At 70.3% G+C, this 16,879-nt stretch carries 9 protein-coding genes; 6 read left to right on the forward strand and 3 right to left on the reverse strand.

Annotation, left to right across the window (positions count from 1 at the left end):
- Positions 1-4 precede the first annotated feature (4 nt).
- From BJ971_RS11580 to BJ971_RS11600, 5 genes are all read left to right on the forward strand, one after another.
- Positions 5-6,736, forward strand: a complete 6,732-nt coding sequence (locus BJ971_RS11580; protein WP_184992381.1) for a polymorphic toxin-type HINT domain-containing protein — start codon at positions 5-7, stop codon at positions 6,734-6,736.
- Positions 6,726-7,229 (forward strand): hypothetical protein, encoded by a 504-nt coding sequence (locus BJ971_RS11585; RefSeq protein ID WP_184992383.1) that lies wholly within the window; start codon positions 6,726-6,728, stop codon positions 7,227-7,229. The genes BJ971_RS11580 and BJ971_RS11585 overlap by 11 nt, the downstream gene beginning before the upstream one ends.
- Positions 7,223-7,762 carry a hypothetical protein gene (locus tag BJ971_RS11590; protein WP_184992385.1) on the forward strand — a complete coding sequence of 180 codons (540 nt, stop codon included), beginning with the start codon at positions 7,223-7,225 and terminating at the stop codon, positions 7,760-7,762. Before BJ971_RS11585 ends, BJ971_RS11590 begins: the two co-directional genes overlap by 7 nt.
- A gap of 332 nt (positions 7,763-8,094) precedes the next feature.
- Positions 8,095-8,451 (forward strand): hypothetical protein, encoded by a 357-nt coding sequence (locus tag BJ971_RS11595; protein ID WP_184992387.1) that lies wholly within the window; start codon positions 8,095-8,097, stop codon positions 8,449-8,451.
- Positions 8,448-8,729 carry a hypothetical protein gene (locus tag BJ971_RS11600; RefSeq protein ID WP_184992389.1) on the forward strand — a complete coding sequence of 94 codons (282 nt, stop codon included), beginning with the start codon at positions 8,448-8,450 and terminating at the stop codon, positions 8,727-8,729. Before BJ971_RS11595 ends, BJ971_RS11600 begins: the two co-directional genes overlap by 4 nt.
- Positions 8,730-8,804: 75 nt before the next feature.
- Here BJ971_RS11600 and BJ971_RS11605 read toward each other — a convergent pair whose 3' ends face one another.
- From BJ971_RS11605 to BJ971_RS11615, 3 genes are read right to left on the reverse strand one after another with little or no spacing between them, the layout of a single operon-like run.
- A complete protein-coding gene (locus BJ971_RS11605; protein WP_184992391.1) occupies positions 8,805-10,217 on the reverse strand; it encodes an FAD-binding oxidoreductase in 1,413 nt (470 codons plus the stop codon).
- A gap of 40 nt (positions 10,218-10,257) precedes the next feature.
- Positions 10,258-13,446 carry an ATP-binding protein gene (locus BJ971_RS11610; protein WP_184992393.1) on the reverse strand — a complete coding sequence of 1,063 codons (3,189 nt, stop codon included), beginning with the start codon at positions 13,444-13,446 and terminating at the stop codon, positions 10,258-10,260.
- Positions 13,447-13,459: 13 nt separating this feature from the next.
- Positions 13,460-15,694, reverse strand: a complete 2,235-nt coding sequence (locus tag BJ971_RS11615) for a putative bifunctional diguanylate cyclase/phosphodiesterase (RefSeq protein ID WP_184992395.1) — start codon at positions 15,692-15,694, stop codon at positions 13,460-13,462.
- 116 nt (positions 15,695-15,810) lie between these two features.
- Between BJ971_RS11615 and BJ971_RS11620 the strand changes: the two genes are divergently transcribed.
- A complete protein-coding gene (locus BJ971_RS11620; RefSeq protein WP_184992397.1) occupies positions 15,811-16,818 on the forward strand; it encodes a LacI family DNA-binding transcriptional regulator in 1,008 nt (335 codons plus the stop codon).
- Positions 16,819-16,879 lie beyond the last annotated feature (61 nt).

The raw sequence follows: 16,879 nt of genomic DNA on the forward strand, positions 1-16,879 counted from the left end.
GTCCATGTTCTCCCGACAATTCACCAGATCCAGCAAATTCAGCCGACGAATCGTCCGGCCGTTCTCCTGGGCCATGACGGGCGTGCTCGCCGCCGGCTTCCTACAGATCGCCATCCCGCCGGCCGCCGAGGCCGCGGCCGGCAAGCCCCGGCCCGGGCACGCCGCCTCGAAGAAGGCCCTGCCCGACCGCGACCCGCTGCCGGTCAAGCCCCGCAAAGCCGACCAGGCCACCGCGGCCGGCGCGGTCAAGCCCGTTGCGGTCACCTGGCCCGCGGCGGGTGCGGCGGAGATCGCCGTAGCGGCGACACCAAAGGCATCGGCCAAGATCGGCGGCCTGCCGGTCACCGTCTCCAAGGCCGGCGCCGCGGCGGCCGCGTCCGCCGCCTCGGGCGCCGCCACCGCGGCGCCCGCCAAGGTACGCGTCCAGGTGCTCGAGCGCGGCGTCAGCGAGAAGGCCAAGGTGGACGGCCCGATCCTGCGCGTCGCCCGCGCCGACGGCCAGAGCGCCCGTGGCGCCGTCAAGCTCGGCGTCGGCTACGCCGGCATCGCCGGCGCGTACGGCGGCGACTTCGGCGCCCGGCTGCGCCTGGTCCGGCTGCCCGAGTGCGCGCTGACCACCCCGGAGAAGCCCGAATGCGCCGGAACTCCGGTGCAGACCACCAACGACACCGCCGCCAAGACGGTGTCGGCACCGGCCGAGACCGGCGCGCTGTTCGCGCTGGCCGCGGGCGACTCGTCGTCGCAGGGCAGCTACGGCGCCACCGCGCTGGCGCCGTCCTCGAAGTGGTCGGTCGCGCCGTCCACCGGCGGCTTCTCCTGGTCCTATCCGCTGCGGATGCCGCCGGTGCCCGGCAGCGGCGGCCCGGCCGTCACCCTCGGCTACTCCTCGCAGGGCATCGACGGCAAGACCGCGACCACAAACAACCAGGGCTCCTGGGTCGGCGAGGGCTTCAGCTACGAGCCGGGCTACATCGAGCGCCGCTACAAGGCGTGCGCCGACGACGGCCACGACCAGTACGCCGACCAGTGCTGGGCGTACGACAACGCCACCGTCATGCTCAACGGCAAGTCCACCGAGCTGGTCAGGACCGGCAACACCTGGAAGCTCGGCTCCGACGACGGCTCCAAGGTCGAGCGGCTGACCAACGCCAACTACACCACCGGCAACGGCGACAACGACGGCGAACACTGGAAGATCACCACCCCCAACGGCACCGAGTACTACTTCGGCCTCAACCGCCTTCCGGGATGGAGCGCCAACAAGGAGGAGACCCGGTCCGCCTGGACCGTACCGATCTTCGGTGACGACAAGACGAACGCCGACGACGACAACAAGCAGGAGCCCTGCTACAACGCCACCTTCACCAGCGCGTGGTGTCAGCAGGGCTGGCGCTGGAACCTCGACTACGTCAAGGACCGCCTCGGCAACGTCTCCTCCTACTACTACCAGCAGGAGACCAACCACTACGCCGTCGCCAAGAAGACCGACGTCAACGGCGTCCCGTACGCCCGCGGCGGCTACCTGCGGCGCATCGACTACGGCCAGCGCCACAACGCCGTCTACACGACGAACGCCCCGGCCCGCGTCCGCTTCGACGTCAAGGAGCGGTGCCTGCCGGAAGGCAGTGACTGCGACCCGGAGGACCTCACCACCGCGACCGCCACGCGCTGGCCGGACGTGCCGTTCGACCGCAACTGCGCCGCGAACGTCAAGTGCAAGACCGACCAGATCATGCCCACCTTCTGGACCCGGGCCCGCCTGAAGACCATCACCACCGAGATCCGCGGCGCCTCCGCCTGGACCCCGGTCGACCAGTGGTCGCTGGACCACCTGTTCACCGACAACGGCGACGGCTCGCGCACCCTCTGGCTGCACGACATCAGCCACAAGGGCCTCGCCGGCGGCAGCATCGAACTGCCCAAGGTGACCCTCGGCGGCCTGCCGCTGCCCAACCGCATCGACCGCGACGGCGACATGATCGCCCCGCTGATCCGCTTCCGCCTGGCCACCGTCTGGACCGACACCGGCGGCCAGATCGACGTCAACTACGCCACGCCGGACTGCACGCAGAGCAACCTGCCCACCCCGGGCAAGAGCACCAGACGCTGCTACCCGGTCAAGTGGAGCCCGCTCGGGTCCGGCGACCCGATCACCGACTGGTTCCACAAGTACGTCGTCGACCTGGTCGTCGAGACCGACCGCACCGGCGGCTCCCCGGACATGGTCACCAAGTACCAGTACCTCGACGGCGCCGCCTGGCGCCACGCCGAGCCCGACGGCATCGGCGACACCAAGGACGACACCTGGAGCGACTGGCGCGGCTACGGCAAGGTCGTGGTCACCGCCGGCAACGGCCAGACACAGACCACCAAGACCGAGTACCACTACCTGCGCGGCCTGCACGGAGACAAGGACCCCGACGGCGGTACGCGCTCCGTGACCGTCGACGACACCACCGGCGGCACGCACACCGACTACGACGAGTTCTCCGGCCACGAACTGGAGACGATCGTCTACGACGGCTCGAACGTGGTCAGCAAGAGCATCGACACCCCGTGGCGGCACAACACCGCGACGCAGACGCTCAGCTGGGGCACCAAGAAGGCCTGGTTCAAGAACACCGTCCGATCCCGCAGCCTGGTGGCGCTCGCCGCCGGCGGCTGGCGCGAGACGGCACAGAACTCGAAGTTCGAGACCACCTTCGGGCGGGTCACGGAGAGCGAGAACGAGGGCGACGTCAACGCCACCGGCGACGAGGCCTGCACCCGCACCACGTACGCCGACAACGCCGGCCCGTACTTCTACAACCTGATCTCGCGGGTCGAGTCGGTCTCGGTGAAGTGCTCGGTCACCCCGGACCGCAAGACCCAGGTCATCTCCGACAACCGGAACGCGTTCGACGGCAAGGAGTTCGGCGTCACACCGACGCTGGGCAACCCGACGAAGCAGGAGCGGCTGAAAAGCCACAACGGCACGACCGGCACCTACATCCGCGGGGCCGAGGGTACGTTCGACCAGTTCGGCCGCCCCCTGACCGTGACGGACGCCGAGGGCAACGTCACCAGGAACGTCTACACGGAGACCAACGGCCTCACCACGCAGGTCAAGGCGACGAACCCACTCGGGCACGCCACCACGACCCAGTACGCACCGGCCTGGGGCAACCCGGTCGGCCAGACGGACCCCAACGGCCTCAAGAGCAAGATGGAGTACGACGCGCTGGGCCGGCTCGCCAAGGTGTGGCTGCCGGACCGCACGAGCGTCGAGGGCGCGTCACCGAGCATCAAGTACGAGTACCTGATGCGCACCGACAAGCCGGTCGCGATCAAGACGGAGAAGCGCCAGAGCGACGGCTCCTACAGCGTCGAATACAAGCTGCACGACGGTCACCTGCGGCCGCGGCAGGTCCAGTCACAGGGACCCGCCGGCAACCGCAACGTCGCCGACACCTTCTACACGGCAACGGGCAGCGTGGCGAAGACGTACGCCACCTACACCGCGCAGGGCGCGCCGAGCGACGAGATCTACCCCGCCGTCAACGGCGACGTGGACGGCCAGACCCTCTACGTCTACGACGGCGCCGACCGGGTCAAGGCCCAGATCTTCGCCGTCGCCGGTAACGAGAAATGGCGCACTAACATCACCTACGGCGGCGACCGGACCTCCGTCGACCCGCCCGCCGGCGGTACACCCTCCACGACCGTCACCAACGCGCTCGGGCAGAAAACCCAGTTGCTTCAGTACAAGGGCGACGGCCCGTCCGGCGCCTTCGACAGCACCGATTACACATACACCCCGAGCGGGCAGCTTGCCTCGGTCAAGGACCCGGCCGGCAACGTCTGGCGGAGCGAGTACGACCAACTGGGCCGCCAGGTCAAGTCGATCGACCCGGACGCCGGCACCTCGACGATGACCTACGACGGTCTGGACCGGGTCACCAGCACCACCAACGGCCGCCAGGAGACGATCAGCCACACCTTTGACGAGATCGGTCGCAAGACGGCCACCTACAAGGGCGCGGCCGGTACCGGTGAGTTGCTCAGCAGCTGGACCTACGACCAGGAGATGCTGGGCTATCCCACCTCGTCCTCCCGCTGGGTCGACGGCGCCGAGTACGCCACCTACTACTCCGCCTACGACGAGTTCTATCGCTCGCACGGCACCCACTTCACCGTTCCGGAGCAGGCCGGCGCCGAACTGGCCGGCACCTACACCTTCGGTACCGAGTACAACGTGGATGGCACCGTCCAGTCGACCAGCAGGTCCGAGGGGGGCGGGTTGCCGTTCGAGACCGTCGTCTACCGGTACGACGACCTGCAGCGCCTGGTCGGCAGCACAGGCGACGCCGTTTACCTGACCGACGTCGACTACTCCAGCACCGGCGAGGTCATGCAGACCGAGGCGCTGGTCGGCGGCAAGAAAGTCTGGTCAACCTACGAGTACGAGCAGGGCTCCAAGCGCCTCACCCGGCAGCGCCTCGACCGGGAGATGGCGCCGGTCATCGACGTCGACGCCAGGTACACCTATGACCCGTCCGGGAACATCCAGCGGATCGTCGACAACCCTTCCGGCAACCGCGACGTGCAGTGCTTCAACTACGACTACCTGCGCCGCATGGAGCAGGCTTGGACGTCGGCGAGCACCGCGGACGACCCGTGCGCGGGCGGCCCGTCGGCCACGGGCGTGGGCGGCATCGCCCCGTACCACCACGAGTACACGTTCGACGCGGTCGGTAACCGCAAGACCGAGAAGCAGTACGCGAGCGACGGCACCTCGCTGATCGAGCGCAGCTACCAGTACCCGGCAGCCGGCGGCGCCCAGCCGCACACGCTCGACACGATGACGGAGAAGACCCCGTCCGGGGAGAAGCTCTACGAATACGATTACGACGCCACCGGCAACACCACCCGCCGTGCCAAGGCGGGCGAGGGCCAGACCCTGGCCTGGGACGCCGAGGGCAACCTCGAGTCCGTCACCGATGCGGCCGGCAAGAAGACCAGTTTCCTGTACGACGTCGACGGCTCGCGGATCCTGCGTAAGGAGCCGAACCAGACCACGCTCTACCTGCCGGGTATGGAGATCCGGCTGAATCACCAGACCCGGGCGACCGACGCGACCCGCTACTACGCACTGCCCGGCGGCGCGCAGCTCGTCCGCAAGAACGACGGTCTGCGATATGTGGCCAGTGACCACCACGGCACTGGCAACGCGACGGTGGACTCGACCGGCGCGATCACGCACCGGCGCACGACGCCGTACGGCGAGGCGCGTGGCACCCAGCCGGCGCAGGGCGTGTGGCCGACCGAGAAGGGCTTCGTCGGCGGAAACATCGACTCGACAACGGGCCTGATCAACATCGGGGCCCGCGAGTACGACACGATCACGGGCCGGTTCATCTCGATCGACCCGGTCGTCGATGTCAACGACCCGCAGCAGATGAACGGGTACGCCTACGCGAACAATAACCCGATCTCCTTCTCGGACCCGGACGGCCTGAAGTTCTGCTCCGACGACGCCTGTGGCCCCGGTGCCGACTTCGTCGACACGACCGGCAAGTATCACAACGTCCCTGGGCACAACGACGGCCGCGGCGGTGCCTCGGGCGCCTATGACCCGGACGTGCCGGGCGTGAACGAGCACAACAATCCGAAGGCTTCCCCGGCGGCTCGCGCCGCCGCGGCAAGGGCTGCCGCGGAGAAGGAGCGGCAGGCGCGGATCGCCCGGGCGAAGCAGAAGATCCTGGACGCGGCGAAGGCCCTGGGCAAGATCCTCGCGGACGAACTCGGTCTCACGGATGCCTTGGACTGTTTCCTGAAGGGCGACATGGGCGGCTGCATCAACACCGCCGTCAACGTCCTTTCATCCGTCGTCGGTGGTGCCCTGGGCAAGCTGGCCGTTCGCTACGGCAATCCATTCAAATGGAAGAAACTGGCCAATCTCGTCGTCCGCACCAAGAATCTTCTCGGCGACCTCATCGGTGGTGTCAAGAAGTTCTTCAACGCACTCAAGAAGGCGCCTGACTGCCACAGCTTCGCGCGGGGCACGCTCGTGCTGATGGCCGACGGCACCAAGAAGTCGATCGAGAAGCTCAAACCCGGTGAGAAGGTCCTCGCTACCGACCCCGTCACAGGAAAGACCCAGGCGCAGCCCGTCGTCGCCACTCATATCAACCTCGACGTCAATCTCACCGACCTCGTCATCGACGAGGCCGGCAACAAGGCCCTGCTCAGGACGACCGCGCACCACCCATTCTGGAGCAAGGCCCGCAGGGCCTGGGTCAGCGCCTCGGATCTCGCGAAGCGTGAGAGGTTGATCGCCGCCGACGGCTCACGTATGAGGGTGTCGTCGGTCACCTCGTACCCCGGACTGGCCGTCATGCACGACCTCACCGTCGGCTCGGTTCACACGTACTACGTGGTCGTCGGCAACAGCTCGGTCCTGGTGCACAACATCGACGCGGACTACGACGACGAAGACCCCTACGAAAAGTACTCAGATTACAACGAGGACTGGGAAGACGAGCCGACCTCGCAAAAGGGTAAGCAGGGTTCAAATCAGGCCAGTAACGGGAGGGCGAGGCACCAAGCCGGGCGAGCCGGCCTCACCACGCCAGAGCAGCGGGAGCGGGCGCATCGGGAGATCGCCAGGGGTAAGCTCGACGGCAACCACAATCTCGGCACGGAGGGTCTGAAAGAGGCGATGGAGGCCGCTGGGGGTGAAGTCTGTGACCTCTGATGCGCCATCGTCCGGCTTCGCCTCCGAGGCATCGGAAGCGGTGCAAGGCCTAATTGGAGCCGTAGTCGGGCGTGTCGGTGTATCCCGAAGTCATGGACTGGTGCTGGACTTTGGTCGCCCGATTCGTCGGGCGGACGAGGGATCCAGACAACGTGGCGAGCAGCGGCTAACCACGCACAACGCCGACTGGCGACTCGATCTCGGCAGCGGAACTCTTGTCGGATCGGGCGACGATGTTGATTTCGCGCAAGCGAGCGGGAAGGAACTCGTCGGTTCCGTTGTGTTCCAGATCGGGGTGGATCTGAGATCCCTGGAAGCGTCCATCGCCTTCGGGGCATCGACGTTGCGAATCTTCCCGTCGTGCTACAAGCCGTCGGGGTGGCGAAACGACGATGCGCAGGATCCGTTGCCGTACTGGAGGCTCTGGTTGCCGAGCGGCGAGACGATTGCCGTCGGCCCGGGCATGGTGGACAGCCGCGGTGGGCCATGGTGAGTCACGACGGTGGTGCGTCCGGAGGACAGGACGACAGCTTGTTCGGCACCGGCATCCAGCAGTTGATCGGAATGAACGTGAAGGAGGTCGTCACCAGGGCCGGCAGCTTCGTCATCATCGATCTCGTAGGGCCCGAGCTTCCGACGCGTCCGCTCCTCGATACGGCGGTTCTATGGATATACATGTCGGCCTGGCGAATCGACGTGGAGGGTTACCCGGTCGTGGGTCATGAAGACGCAAGGTCAGATATCCGAGAGGCAGTGTCATTGCTCGGTGACCGCGTCCTCACCGGCCTGGAGGTCGATCCCGGTGCGATCGATGCGACTTTCCGGTTCGGGAGTATCTCGTTGAAGGTTTTTCCCATGCGGTTCTCTGTACCCGAGGACGGTTCCGGTGAAGTAATTCACTGGGCCGCATGGACGCCTTCTGGGGACGTGCTGGCCGCGGGGCCGGGTGCGTGGCGCAGCGTGATGGCGGCGTCGCGTTCCCAGTTGACTGCACAGTTGACCTACATGAGGGATTACCGGCCCTGATATGGATCGGCGCGAGGGCGTGACCGAGTAGGTCACGCCCTCGCATGGTCTTGACCCGTCAGTGGGCGGTCGACAGGCGGTTGTTCTGGTATTCCCGCCGCCCGGCTGGACGAAGGGCTCGGTGCGCTGCGGCCGAGGCTGCGTAGCGCCGTGGTCGAGGCGCATTTCGAGGTGCGCGGCGACGGGCGCGGATCGAACAAGCTCCGCCGCGCGACTGCTCGGCGTTCTCGCCGAAGAGGATTCTCCACGACGGTTCGTGAGTGAGGTGAGGTCCTTGATCGGCGACCGCACCTCATGCACGATCTCACGTGAACTCGGTTCACACGTGCTATGTGTTCGCCGGCAGCACACCGATTCTGGTGCACAACAGAGATGTCGATCCGGACCTCACTCTCTACCGTTTCGGTAAGGGCCCGGAAACGGTAGAAGGTCTCGCCGCCGATGCGGCCCGGGCCGCAGCGAACGATTCACCTTTTCCGCATGGCGTTTCCACGTCCAGCCACCTCCCTTCCAGAATGAAGGAAAGTGGCGACTATCGGACGGCCAAGGTCAGCGAGCTCGAAGAAGCCGGCTTCCGCGTGGAGCAGACCGGAAACCGCAAAGCGCATCACACGATCCACTTGCCTCAGCCCGTCACCCTGGACCATGCTGATGCGCTAAACGGTGTGCTCAAGGGATGTGACCTGTGATCGACGACTTCGATGCGTCCAGCCAGACCTTTCTGGGCGCAGGAGTGCCATCCGAGGAGCGGCTTTCCGCTGGTGTTGCAATATTGAAGGGCGATTCCTTCCGGGCCAGGGAGATCTTCATTCGTGCGGCCGCCGACTCGACCGCTGATATCGACTTTCTGGAGGAGGTGGGAAAGCTGTTGGCCAAGTGTGCGGAGCTGACTACACCTTTGACTGAATGGGATTTCCGCGACATGACGGACATTGCCCACGATGCCTACTGGGAGGCGCTCCCGTAGCGGCGGTGGCGGAATTTTCTTGAATATGGTGCGCGGCCCGGCTTCGGCCGGGCCGCGCGTTCGAGGCTGGATCCGTCAGTGGGTGGTCGACGGGCGGATGTTCTGGTTGAGGTGGAACAGGTTCGTCGGGTCGTAGGTGTCCTTGATGGCCGCGAGTCGTTCGTACGTGTCCTTCGGGTAGGCGGCGCGGACGCGGTCCTCGCCGCCCTCGCCGGTGAAGTTCACGTACGTCGCCGCGTCCGGGCCGAGGACCTCGGTCGCACCCCGCGCCCATTCCCGCGCGGCGGGGAAGCCGTCCGCGTCCGCCGAGCGGGCCACCACGTTCAGGATGAAGTCGTGGTTCCGGGCGGCGAACGCCGTCGCGTCGGCCGGTACCCGGCCCATCGCGCCGCCGAGGTGGTGCACGTGCAGCTCGGTGAGGGGGTTCGGCACGTTCGCGTAGGAGCGGATCAGCGCCCCGGTGGTCGCGTCGTCGAGGTCGTCGAAGAACGCCGAGCGGAAGTAGTTCCACATGCCGCGCGGCCACAGCGGGTCGAGGATGGTCTGCATCGCGGTGTACGGCATGGGGGAGAACAGGTCGACCACCACGGGTGCCAGTTCCCGGAACGGGCGGGTCGCGGCGTCGCCGTCCTCGGGGCGGCCCGACCAGAGGCCGGCCACGGCGACGATCGGCTTGCCGTGCACCTCAGCGGGCAGGAACGGGGCCGGTGGGGCGGTGGTCATGTTGACCAGCGTGGTCAGCTCGTCCGGCGCGCCGGAGACCGCCGTGCGGTAGCCGCGCAGCACCTGTTCCGCGTGCTCGCCGTGGTAGAAGACCAGGCCGGCGAAGACCGTCGGGCCGACCTCGTGCAGCCGGAACTCGAACGAGGTGACCACGCCGAAGTTGCCGCCGCCGCCGCGCAGCGCCCACAGCAGCTCGGGGTGCTCGTCCTCGCTGACGTGCAGGTACCGGCCGTCCGCGGTCACGATGTCAGCGCCGACCAGGTTGTCGCAGGTCAGGCCGCAGCGGCGGACCAGCCAGCCGACGCCGCCGCCGAGGGTGAAGCCCGCGATGCCGGTGCTGGACACCAGGCCGCCGGTGACGGCCAGGCCGAACGCCTGCGTCTCCGCGTCGACGTCGCGCCACAGGCAGCCGCCCTGCGCGGTGACGGTGCGCCGGGCGGGGTCGACGCGGATGCCGTTCATCGGTGAGAGGTCGAGCACCAGGCCGTCGTCGACCGTCGAGAAGCCGGGGATGCTGTGCGCGCCGCCGCGTACGGCGAGCGGAAGGCCCTCGCTGCGGGCGAACTCGACCGCCTTCAGCACGTCCGCGACGCCGTGGCAGCGGACGATGAGGGCGGGCCGGCGGTCGTGCGCGCCGTTCCAGATCGACCGGGCCTCGTCGTAGCCCGGATCGTCCGGGCGGATCAGCTCGCCCCGCAGCGCCTCTGCCAGCTCGCCGAGCGTGGCCTCGCCGAGGGCGCCGGGACGTGGTTGTGCCGTGGTCATGGTGACTCCTTCGTCGCGTCTACGCTATGCGGTTCCGACGCTACGAATCCGCCCTTTGCACCGACTTAGCGTCGCTTAGCGGCAGCGCTGAGCAGCGGCGCAGGCCGATCCGGGCGCCCAGCCGGCGGAACAGGGCGTCCGCGGCGCGCCCGTGGCGTTCGAGCGCCTCGGCGTCGCCGTCGTCGCGGGCGAGTTCGGCGGCGAGCAGCCGGGTCCATGCCACCAGCCGCAGGTAGCCCTGTGGCTCGAACGCCGCGACGGTCTGCTCGGCGAGGGCACGCGCGCGGTCCCGGGCGCCGGCGTACAGCTCGACGACCGTCAGGTTGAGCAGGGCGCCGCCGACGCCGGGGCCGTCGTCGACGGCCTCTCCCCGGTCGAGGGCGGCGCGGGCGAGCCGGCGCCCTTCGGCGAGGTCGCCGGCCGCGGCCGACAGCAGGCCGAGGTTGGCCAGGCTCAGGTTCTCCCCGCGCCGGTCGCCGAGGCGTTCGCGCAGCCGTAACGCCTCGCGCAGGTGCCGGTCGGCGGGGTCGAACAGGCGGGCGTCGCGCTCCACGCAGCCGAGGTGGTTGAGCGCGTGCGCCAGGCCGGCGTCGTCGTCGATGCGGGCGAACGCGTCGACGGAGCGGCCGGTGGTCTCCAAGGCTCCGGCCAGGTCGCCCGCGAGCCGGCGGACGTAGCCGAGCGCGGACAGCGCGTACGCGTGGCCCTGCACGGCGCCGACCCGCCGGCCCAGCAGCCAGGATTCCTCGAAGACCGGCACCTGGGCGGCGCCGACCGGCGCCAGCGGCATGCAGAACGTGACGGCCGGCAGGAACGGCGCCGCGGCCGGGTCGACGAGGCTCAGGTGCCGCAGGCAGGCGGCGAACCGCCGGCCGGCCGTGCGTACGTCCTCCCGGAAGAGCGCGGCGAGCGCGGCCAGCCAGTGTGCCGTCGCCGCGACCGGCGGTGTCCCGTCGCCGGCGAGCGCGGCCTCGGCGACCCGCTCCACCTCGTCGATCTCGGCGACGCCGACCAGCAGGATGCCGCGCATCAGCCGCGCCTGGATGGCGTCGGCCGGCGTGCCCGATCGCTCGGCGGCCGCGAGCGCGGCGGCGCCCAGGCTCGACAGCCGGTCGCTGCGGCCCCGGCGGGCCTCGAGGACCGCGAGCGCGAACAGCGCCCGCGCCCGGTCCGGTGAGGGCTCGGGCGCGAGCGCGAGGACGCGCTCCAGCCATCCGGCACCCTCGACGAAGTGGCCGCGGGCGAGCCAGTAGCGCCACAGGCTCACGCCGAGCAGCAGCGCCCGCCCGGGGTCGTTGCGCACCGCCCAGCCGAGCGCGGCGCGCAGGTTGTCGTGGTCGATGTCGAGCACCTGGGGGCGTTCGACGACGATTCCGGACGCGCGGTCCGGGTCGTTGCCGACGGCGAGCTCCAGGAAGTGCCGGCAGTGCGCGGCGTCGAAGGCGTCCGCCTCGCCCGCCTCGGTCAGCCGTTCCCGGGCCAGTTGCCGGATCGTCTCCAGCAGCCGGTAGCGCGAGCGGTCGCCGGCACGCTCGATCTGCACCAGCGACTTGTCGGCGATACGGCCGAGGCAGTCGAGGATCTCCCCGCGCGGCAGCCGCTCGTCGGCGCAGACCCGCTCGGCCGACGGCAGCGAGAAGCCGCCGGCGAAGACCGCCAGCCGGCGCAGCAGGATCTGCTCGTCGCCGGCGAGCAGGGCGTGGCTCCACTCCAGGGTGGCCCGCAGCGTCGCGTGGCGGGTGAGCTGGCCGCGGCGGCCGAGCAGGGACAACGCCCCGTGCAGCCGTTCGGCGATTTCGACCGCCTCGAGGTGCGACATCCGGGCCGCGGCCAGCTCGATCGCGAGCGGGATGCCGTCGAGGCGCCGGCAGATCTCCACCACGGCGGCCGCGTTGCCGGCGTCGATGCCGAAGCCGGGGCGCACGTCGCGGGAGCGGTCGAGGAACAGCCGCACCGAGGGCAGCATCGCGAGGCGCTCCGGGTCGCCCGCACCCTCGGCGGCGCCGGGCACCGCCAGCGACGGCACCCGGAACGTGACCTCGCCCGGCGCGTGCAGCGGCTCGCGGCTGGTGGCGAGCAGGGTCACGCCGGGGCAGGCGCGGCGGATCGCGCCGGCGAGGTTCCCGCACGCGGCGAGCAGGTGCTCGCAGTTGTCGAGGATCAGGAGCAGGGTGGTCGGCGCCAGCCGGCCGGTCAGCGTGCGCAGCGCGTCAGGGCCGGCCGCCGGGTCGAGGCCGAGCGCGGCCGCCACGGCGTCGGCCACCCGGCGCGGGTCGCCGACCCGGGCGAGGTCGGCGAACCACACGCCGTCGGGGTACGCGCCGAGCAGCCGGCGGGCCGCCTCCTCGGCGAGGCGGGTCTTGCCGGCGCCGCCGACGCCGGTCAGCGTGAGCAGCCCGCCCGGGGTCAGCAGGCGGTGCACGTCGGCGATCTCCCGGTCCCGCCCCACGAAGCTGGTCAGCGCCGGCGCCAGGTTGTGCCGGGGCGTGGCCGGCCGGTGCCCGTCCTGGTCCGCGGTGAGCAGGTCCCGGTACAGCCGCCGGGTCTCCGGGTCCGGGTCGCTGCCGAGGTCCGCGCGCAGGTCGTCGCGGAGCCGCTCGTACCGGGCGAGGGCCTCCGGGCGCCGGCCCGCGGCGGCGAGCAGGCGCATCAGGCCGCGGACCGCACCCTCGTGCCGCGGATCGATGGCGAGCGCCCGCTGCAACGCCGCGCCGGCCTCCGCCGCGCCGGCCCGGGCCGCCAGCTCGACGAGCAGCTCACAGAGGAGTTCCCGGAGTTCCTCGCGCCGCGATGCCGCCCAGTCCTCGAACCGGTCCTCGGGCAGCAGGTCACCGGCGTACGCGGCGACCGCGGCGCGCAGGCCGGCCAGGCCGCCGTCGGCGCGGGCGGCCGCGGCGAGCCGCTCGAAGTGCCGCACGTCGACGTCGACGAGGCCGCCCGCGCGCAGCACCACCACGTCGTCGTGCAGCTCCATCAGCCCGGCGTGCGGTCCGTCGCCGGCGAGCACGCGCCGGGCGACGTGCAGCGCCTGGTGCAGATTGTTCGCGGCCGACGCGACCGGCCGGTCCGGCCACAGCACGTCCAGCAGCACGTCGCGGTGCATCCGCTGGTCCGGCGCGAGCGCGAGCAGCTTGACCAGCGTCCGGGCCTTGCGCAGGCGCCACTCGCGGGCTTGGACGGGCGTTCCGTCGCGGTCCACCTTGAACTCACCGAGCAGCCGGATCTGCACGCGACCTCCGGCGTCAGCCTAAGTGGTGTGCGCCCGTCCGGTCCGCGGCCAGCGCCGCCGGCCTGGGCAGCCTCGGGGTCAGGTCGGCCGGGTCGGCCGGCCTGCCGATCAGGTAGCCCTGTCCGTACTGGCAGCCGAGCCGGAACAGCTCGTCGAGCTGCTCCTGGTGCTCGATGCCCTCGGCGATGGTCTGTAGGTGCAGCGCGTTGCCGAGGTTGACCACGGCGGCGGCCAGCTCCCGCCCGCGCGGCGTGTCGAGCCGCCGGGTGAAGGACTGGTCGATCTTCAGTACGTCGATCGGGAGCTGTTCCAGGTACGTCAGCGACGAGTATCCGGTGCCGAAGTCGTCCAGCGCGATCTTCACGCCGAGCGCCCGGAGCGCGTCGATCACCGCCACCGAGGCGGCGATGTCCTGGACCAGCAGGGTCTCGGTCAGCTCAAGGGTGAGCGTCCGCGGCGGCAGGCCGGTGTCCTCGAGCACCTGCTGCACCTGGACCACCAGGCCGGGGTCTTCGAGCTGCCGTGCGGACAGGTTCACGCTCAGGTGCAGCAGTTCGAGGCCGGGCAGCCGCTGCCACTGTGCGGCCTGCCGGCAGGCCTGCCGCAGCACCGTGGCGCCGATGGGGACGATCAGGCCGGTCTCCTCGGCCAGCGGGATGAACCGGCCCGGCTCGAGCAGCCCCTTCGTGGGGTGCTGCCAGCGCACCAGCGCCTCGACGCCGGACAGCTGCCCGGACCCCAGTTCGATGATGGGCTGGAAGTGCACGATCATCTCGTCCTGGGCGAGGGCCCTGTGCAGTTCGTTCTCCGACTCCAGCCGGGCCAGCGCGGCGGCGTGCATGCCCACCTCGTACAGCTCGTAGCCGTGGCCGCCGCGCCGCTTGGCGCGGTACATCGCGGTGTCGGCGTTGCGCAGCAGGTCGCTGGGGTTGGTCACCTCGGCGTCGGACAGGGCCACCCCGATCGACGCGCCGATCCGCACCTCGTGGCCGCGTACCTTGCACGGCTCGCGCAGTGCGTCGATGATCCGCTCGGCCACCCGGATCGCCGCCGCGGCGTCCTCGGTGTCCTCCACGACGACGGCGAACTCGTCGCCGCCGAGCCGTCCGAACAGTTCGGACGCGCGCAGGCAGGTGCGCAGCCGTTCGGCGACGACGATCAGTACGTCGTCGCCGGCCTCGTGTCCCAGCGAGTCGTTGATCTGCTTGAAGCCGTTCAGGTCCAGCAGGAGCAGCGCCGCCGGCCGGCCGGTGCGCCTGGTCCGCTGTAGTGCCCGGGCCAGGCTGGCCTGAATGAGCGTGCGGTTGGGCAGCCCGGTCAGCGAATCCTGGTACGCCAGATCGGTGAGCTCCTCGGTCAGCGCGGCGCTGGACAGGCGCAGCGCCGTCTGTCCGGTGAGGGTGGTCAGCGCCGCGCGCGCCGCGTCGGGGATGGGCCCGTCGCAGCTCACGGTGAGCATGCCCAGCATCTGGTCCCGCACGGTCAGCGGCAGCGAGAGCGTGGTGGCGTGCCGGGCCGCCGATTCGGCACCGGCGCCGGCGACGGTCTCCAGCGCCCCGCCGGGGCGCAGCAGCGCGACCGATGCCCGCACCGGACCGTTGCCCGCCAACAGCTCGACGGCGACGTGCGCGGCCACGGAGTGGATCTCCGCCCGGTCGGTGGCCGCCTGCAGCCGGCTGCTGGCGGTGGTGAGCAGCCGTTCCTGGCGGATCGTCTGGTCCTGCCGGTCGAGGCTGACGGCGAAGAGGTGGCTGATCATCGCCAGGCTCGCGGCGCCGATCATCGTACCGAGCGCCTGCGGCACCGCCTGCGTCACGCCAAGGGCAACGGCGGAGCCGATCACCATGATCATGTACAGGCCGGTGCGGGCGATGACCAGCCGCCAGCTGCCGTACAGGGAGCGGAAGCTGAGCGCGAGGAAGAAGACGAAGTAGACGCCGTGCAGGTTCAGCGCCGCCACGAGCAGCGGGATGAGAAGGACCTCCACCGGTTCACCGGCGAGCGGGAAGGCGCCGCGCCGCTCGCCGCGGATCCACCAGGCTCCCGCCCCGGCCAGGGCGGCGACGGTGAGGAGCCGGAGCCACACCGGCCCCGGCGTGACGGCCGCCTGCAGTCCGGTCAGCGCGGCCAGCACCAGCGTCACCAGCAGCAACGCCCGGCTCACCTGGCGCAGCGACCCCTGGTCCCGGGGACGGGCGAATTCCTTGCCATAGCGCATCAGCCGGTCGGTCCACCGCGGCAGGTTCACCTTCGCCCCCAAACGTGGGTGTCCACCTGCACCCCATATCGACCACGACGCGCCGTGACTGAGCGGGGAGCCGTACGCTCGGTGCCGTTACCGGCCCCGACGAAAGCCGACAAGCGTTGAGCGCAAAAGACCGGCGCGGCGAGACCTCGCCCCGGATCCGGGACGTCGCCGCGGCCGCGGGCGTCTCGTACCAGACCGTGTCCCGGGTCATCAACGATTCGCCGAACGTGCGGGCCGAGACCCGGCAGCTGGTCGTCGACGTGATGGAGCGGCTGCGCTACCGGCCCAACCGGGCGGCCCGCGCCCTCGGCCTCGGCCGGGCCCGGGCGGTCACCGTGGTCACCTCGAACACGACCCTCTACGGGTACGCGAGCGTCCTTCAGGGCATCGAGGAGGCCGCTCGCCTGCTCGGCCTGGCGGTGGGCGTCCGCGTGGTCGAGTCGGAGTCGGCGGCCGACGTGCGCCACGCCGTCGACTACGTGAGCGACCCGACCGCCGGCAGCGTCGTGGTCGTCGCCTTCGATCCGGCGGGCGCGGGCGTGCTGCGCATGCTGCCCCCGGAGGTGCCGGTGGTGGCGGCCACCGAGGCGGGTGGCCTGCCCGGCGCCGGCTGCCGGATGATCTTCCTGGACGAGCGGCAGGCCGCCGCGGCCGCGACCCGGCACCTGCTCGGGCTGGGCCACCGCACGGTGCACCACGTGGCGATACCGTCCGAGGTGCCGGCCGGCGCCCGGCAGGCCGGCTGGCGTGACGCGCTGGACGCCGCGGGCAGGACCGCGCCCGAGGTGGTCCAGGCCGGATGGGACTCGCGCTCCGCCTACCTGGCCGGGCGGAGGCTGGCGGCGGACCCGGACGTGACCGCGATCCTCTGTGGCAACGACGACACCGCGCTGGCCGTGCGCCGCGCGCTCTTCGAGGCGGGCCGGGACGTGCCGGGCGACGTGAGCATCGTGGGTTTCGACGACGTACCGGGCGCGGCGTACTGGACGCCGGCGCTGACCACGGTGCGGATGGACTTCGCGGCGCTGGGCCGTCAGTGCGTGTCCGTGCTGGCCGGCGGGCCCGAGGTCGAGCTCGAGGCGCCCCGGCTGGTGATCCGGGAGTCGACCGCAACACCGAGGTAACAAAACCGTAACGGGCTCTTCCGCGCGGATATGTGACCGGTCACACTCATGCCTGAGAATG

The sequence above is a fragment of the Amorphoplanes digitatis genome (assembly GCF_014205335.1).
GTDB lineage: Bacteria > Actinomycetota > Actinomycetes > Mycobacteriales > Micromonosporaceae > Actinoplanes > Actinoplanes digitatus.

What these genes read in the sequence shown, in the direction of transcription:
- BJ971_RS11580 (WP_184992381.1), top strand. Translation starts at nt 5, where the DNA reads ATGTTCTCCCGACAATTCACCAGATCCAGCAAATTCAGCCGACGAATC.
- BJ971_RS11590 (WP_184992385.1), top strand. Translation starts at nt 7,223, where the DNA reads ATGGTGAGTCACGACGGTGGTGCGTCCGGAGGACAGGACGACAGCTTG.
- BJ971_RS11605 (WP_184992391.1), bottom strand. Translation starts at nt 10,217, where the DNA reads ATGACCACGGCACAACCACGTCCCGGCGCCCTCGGCGAGGCCACGCTC.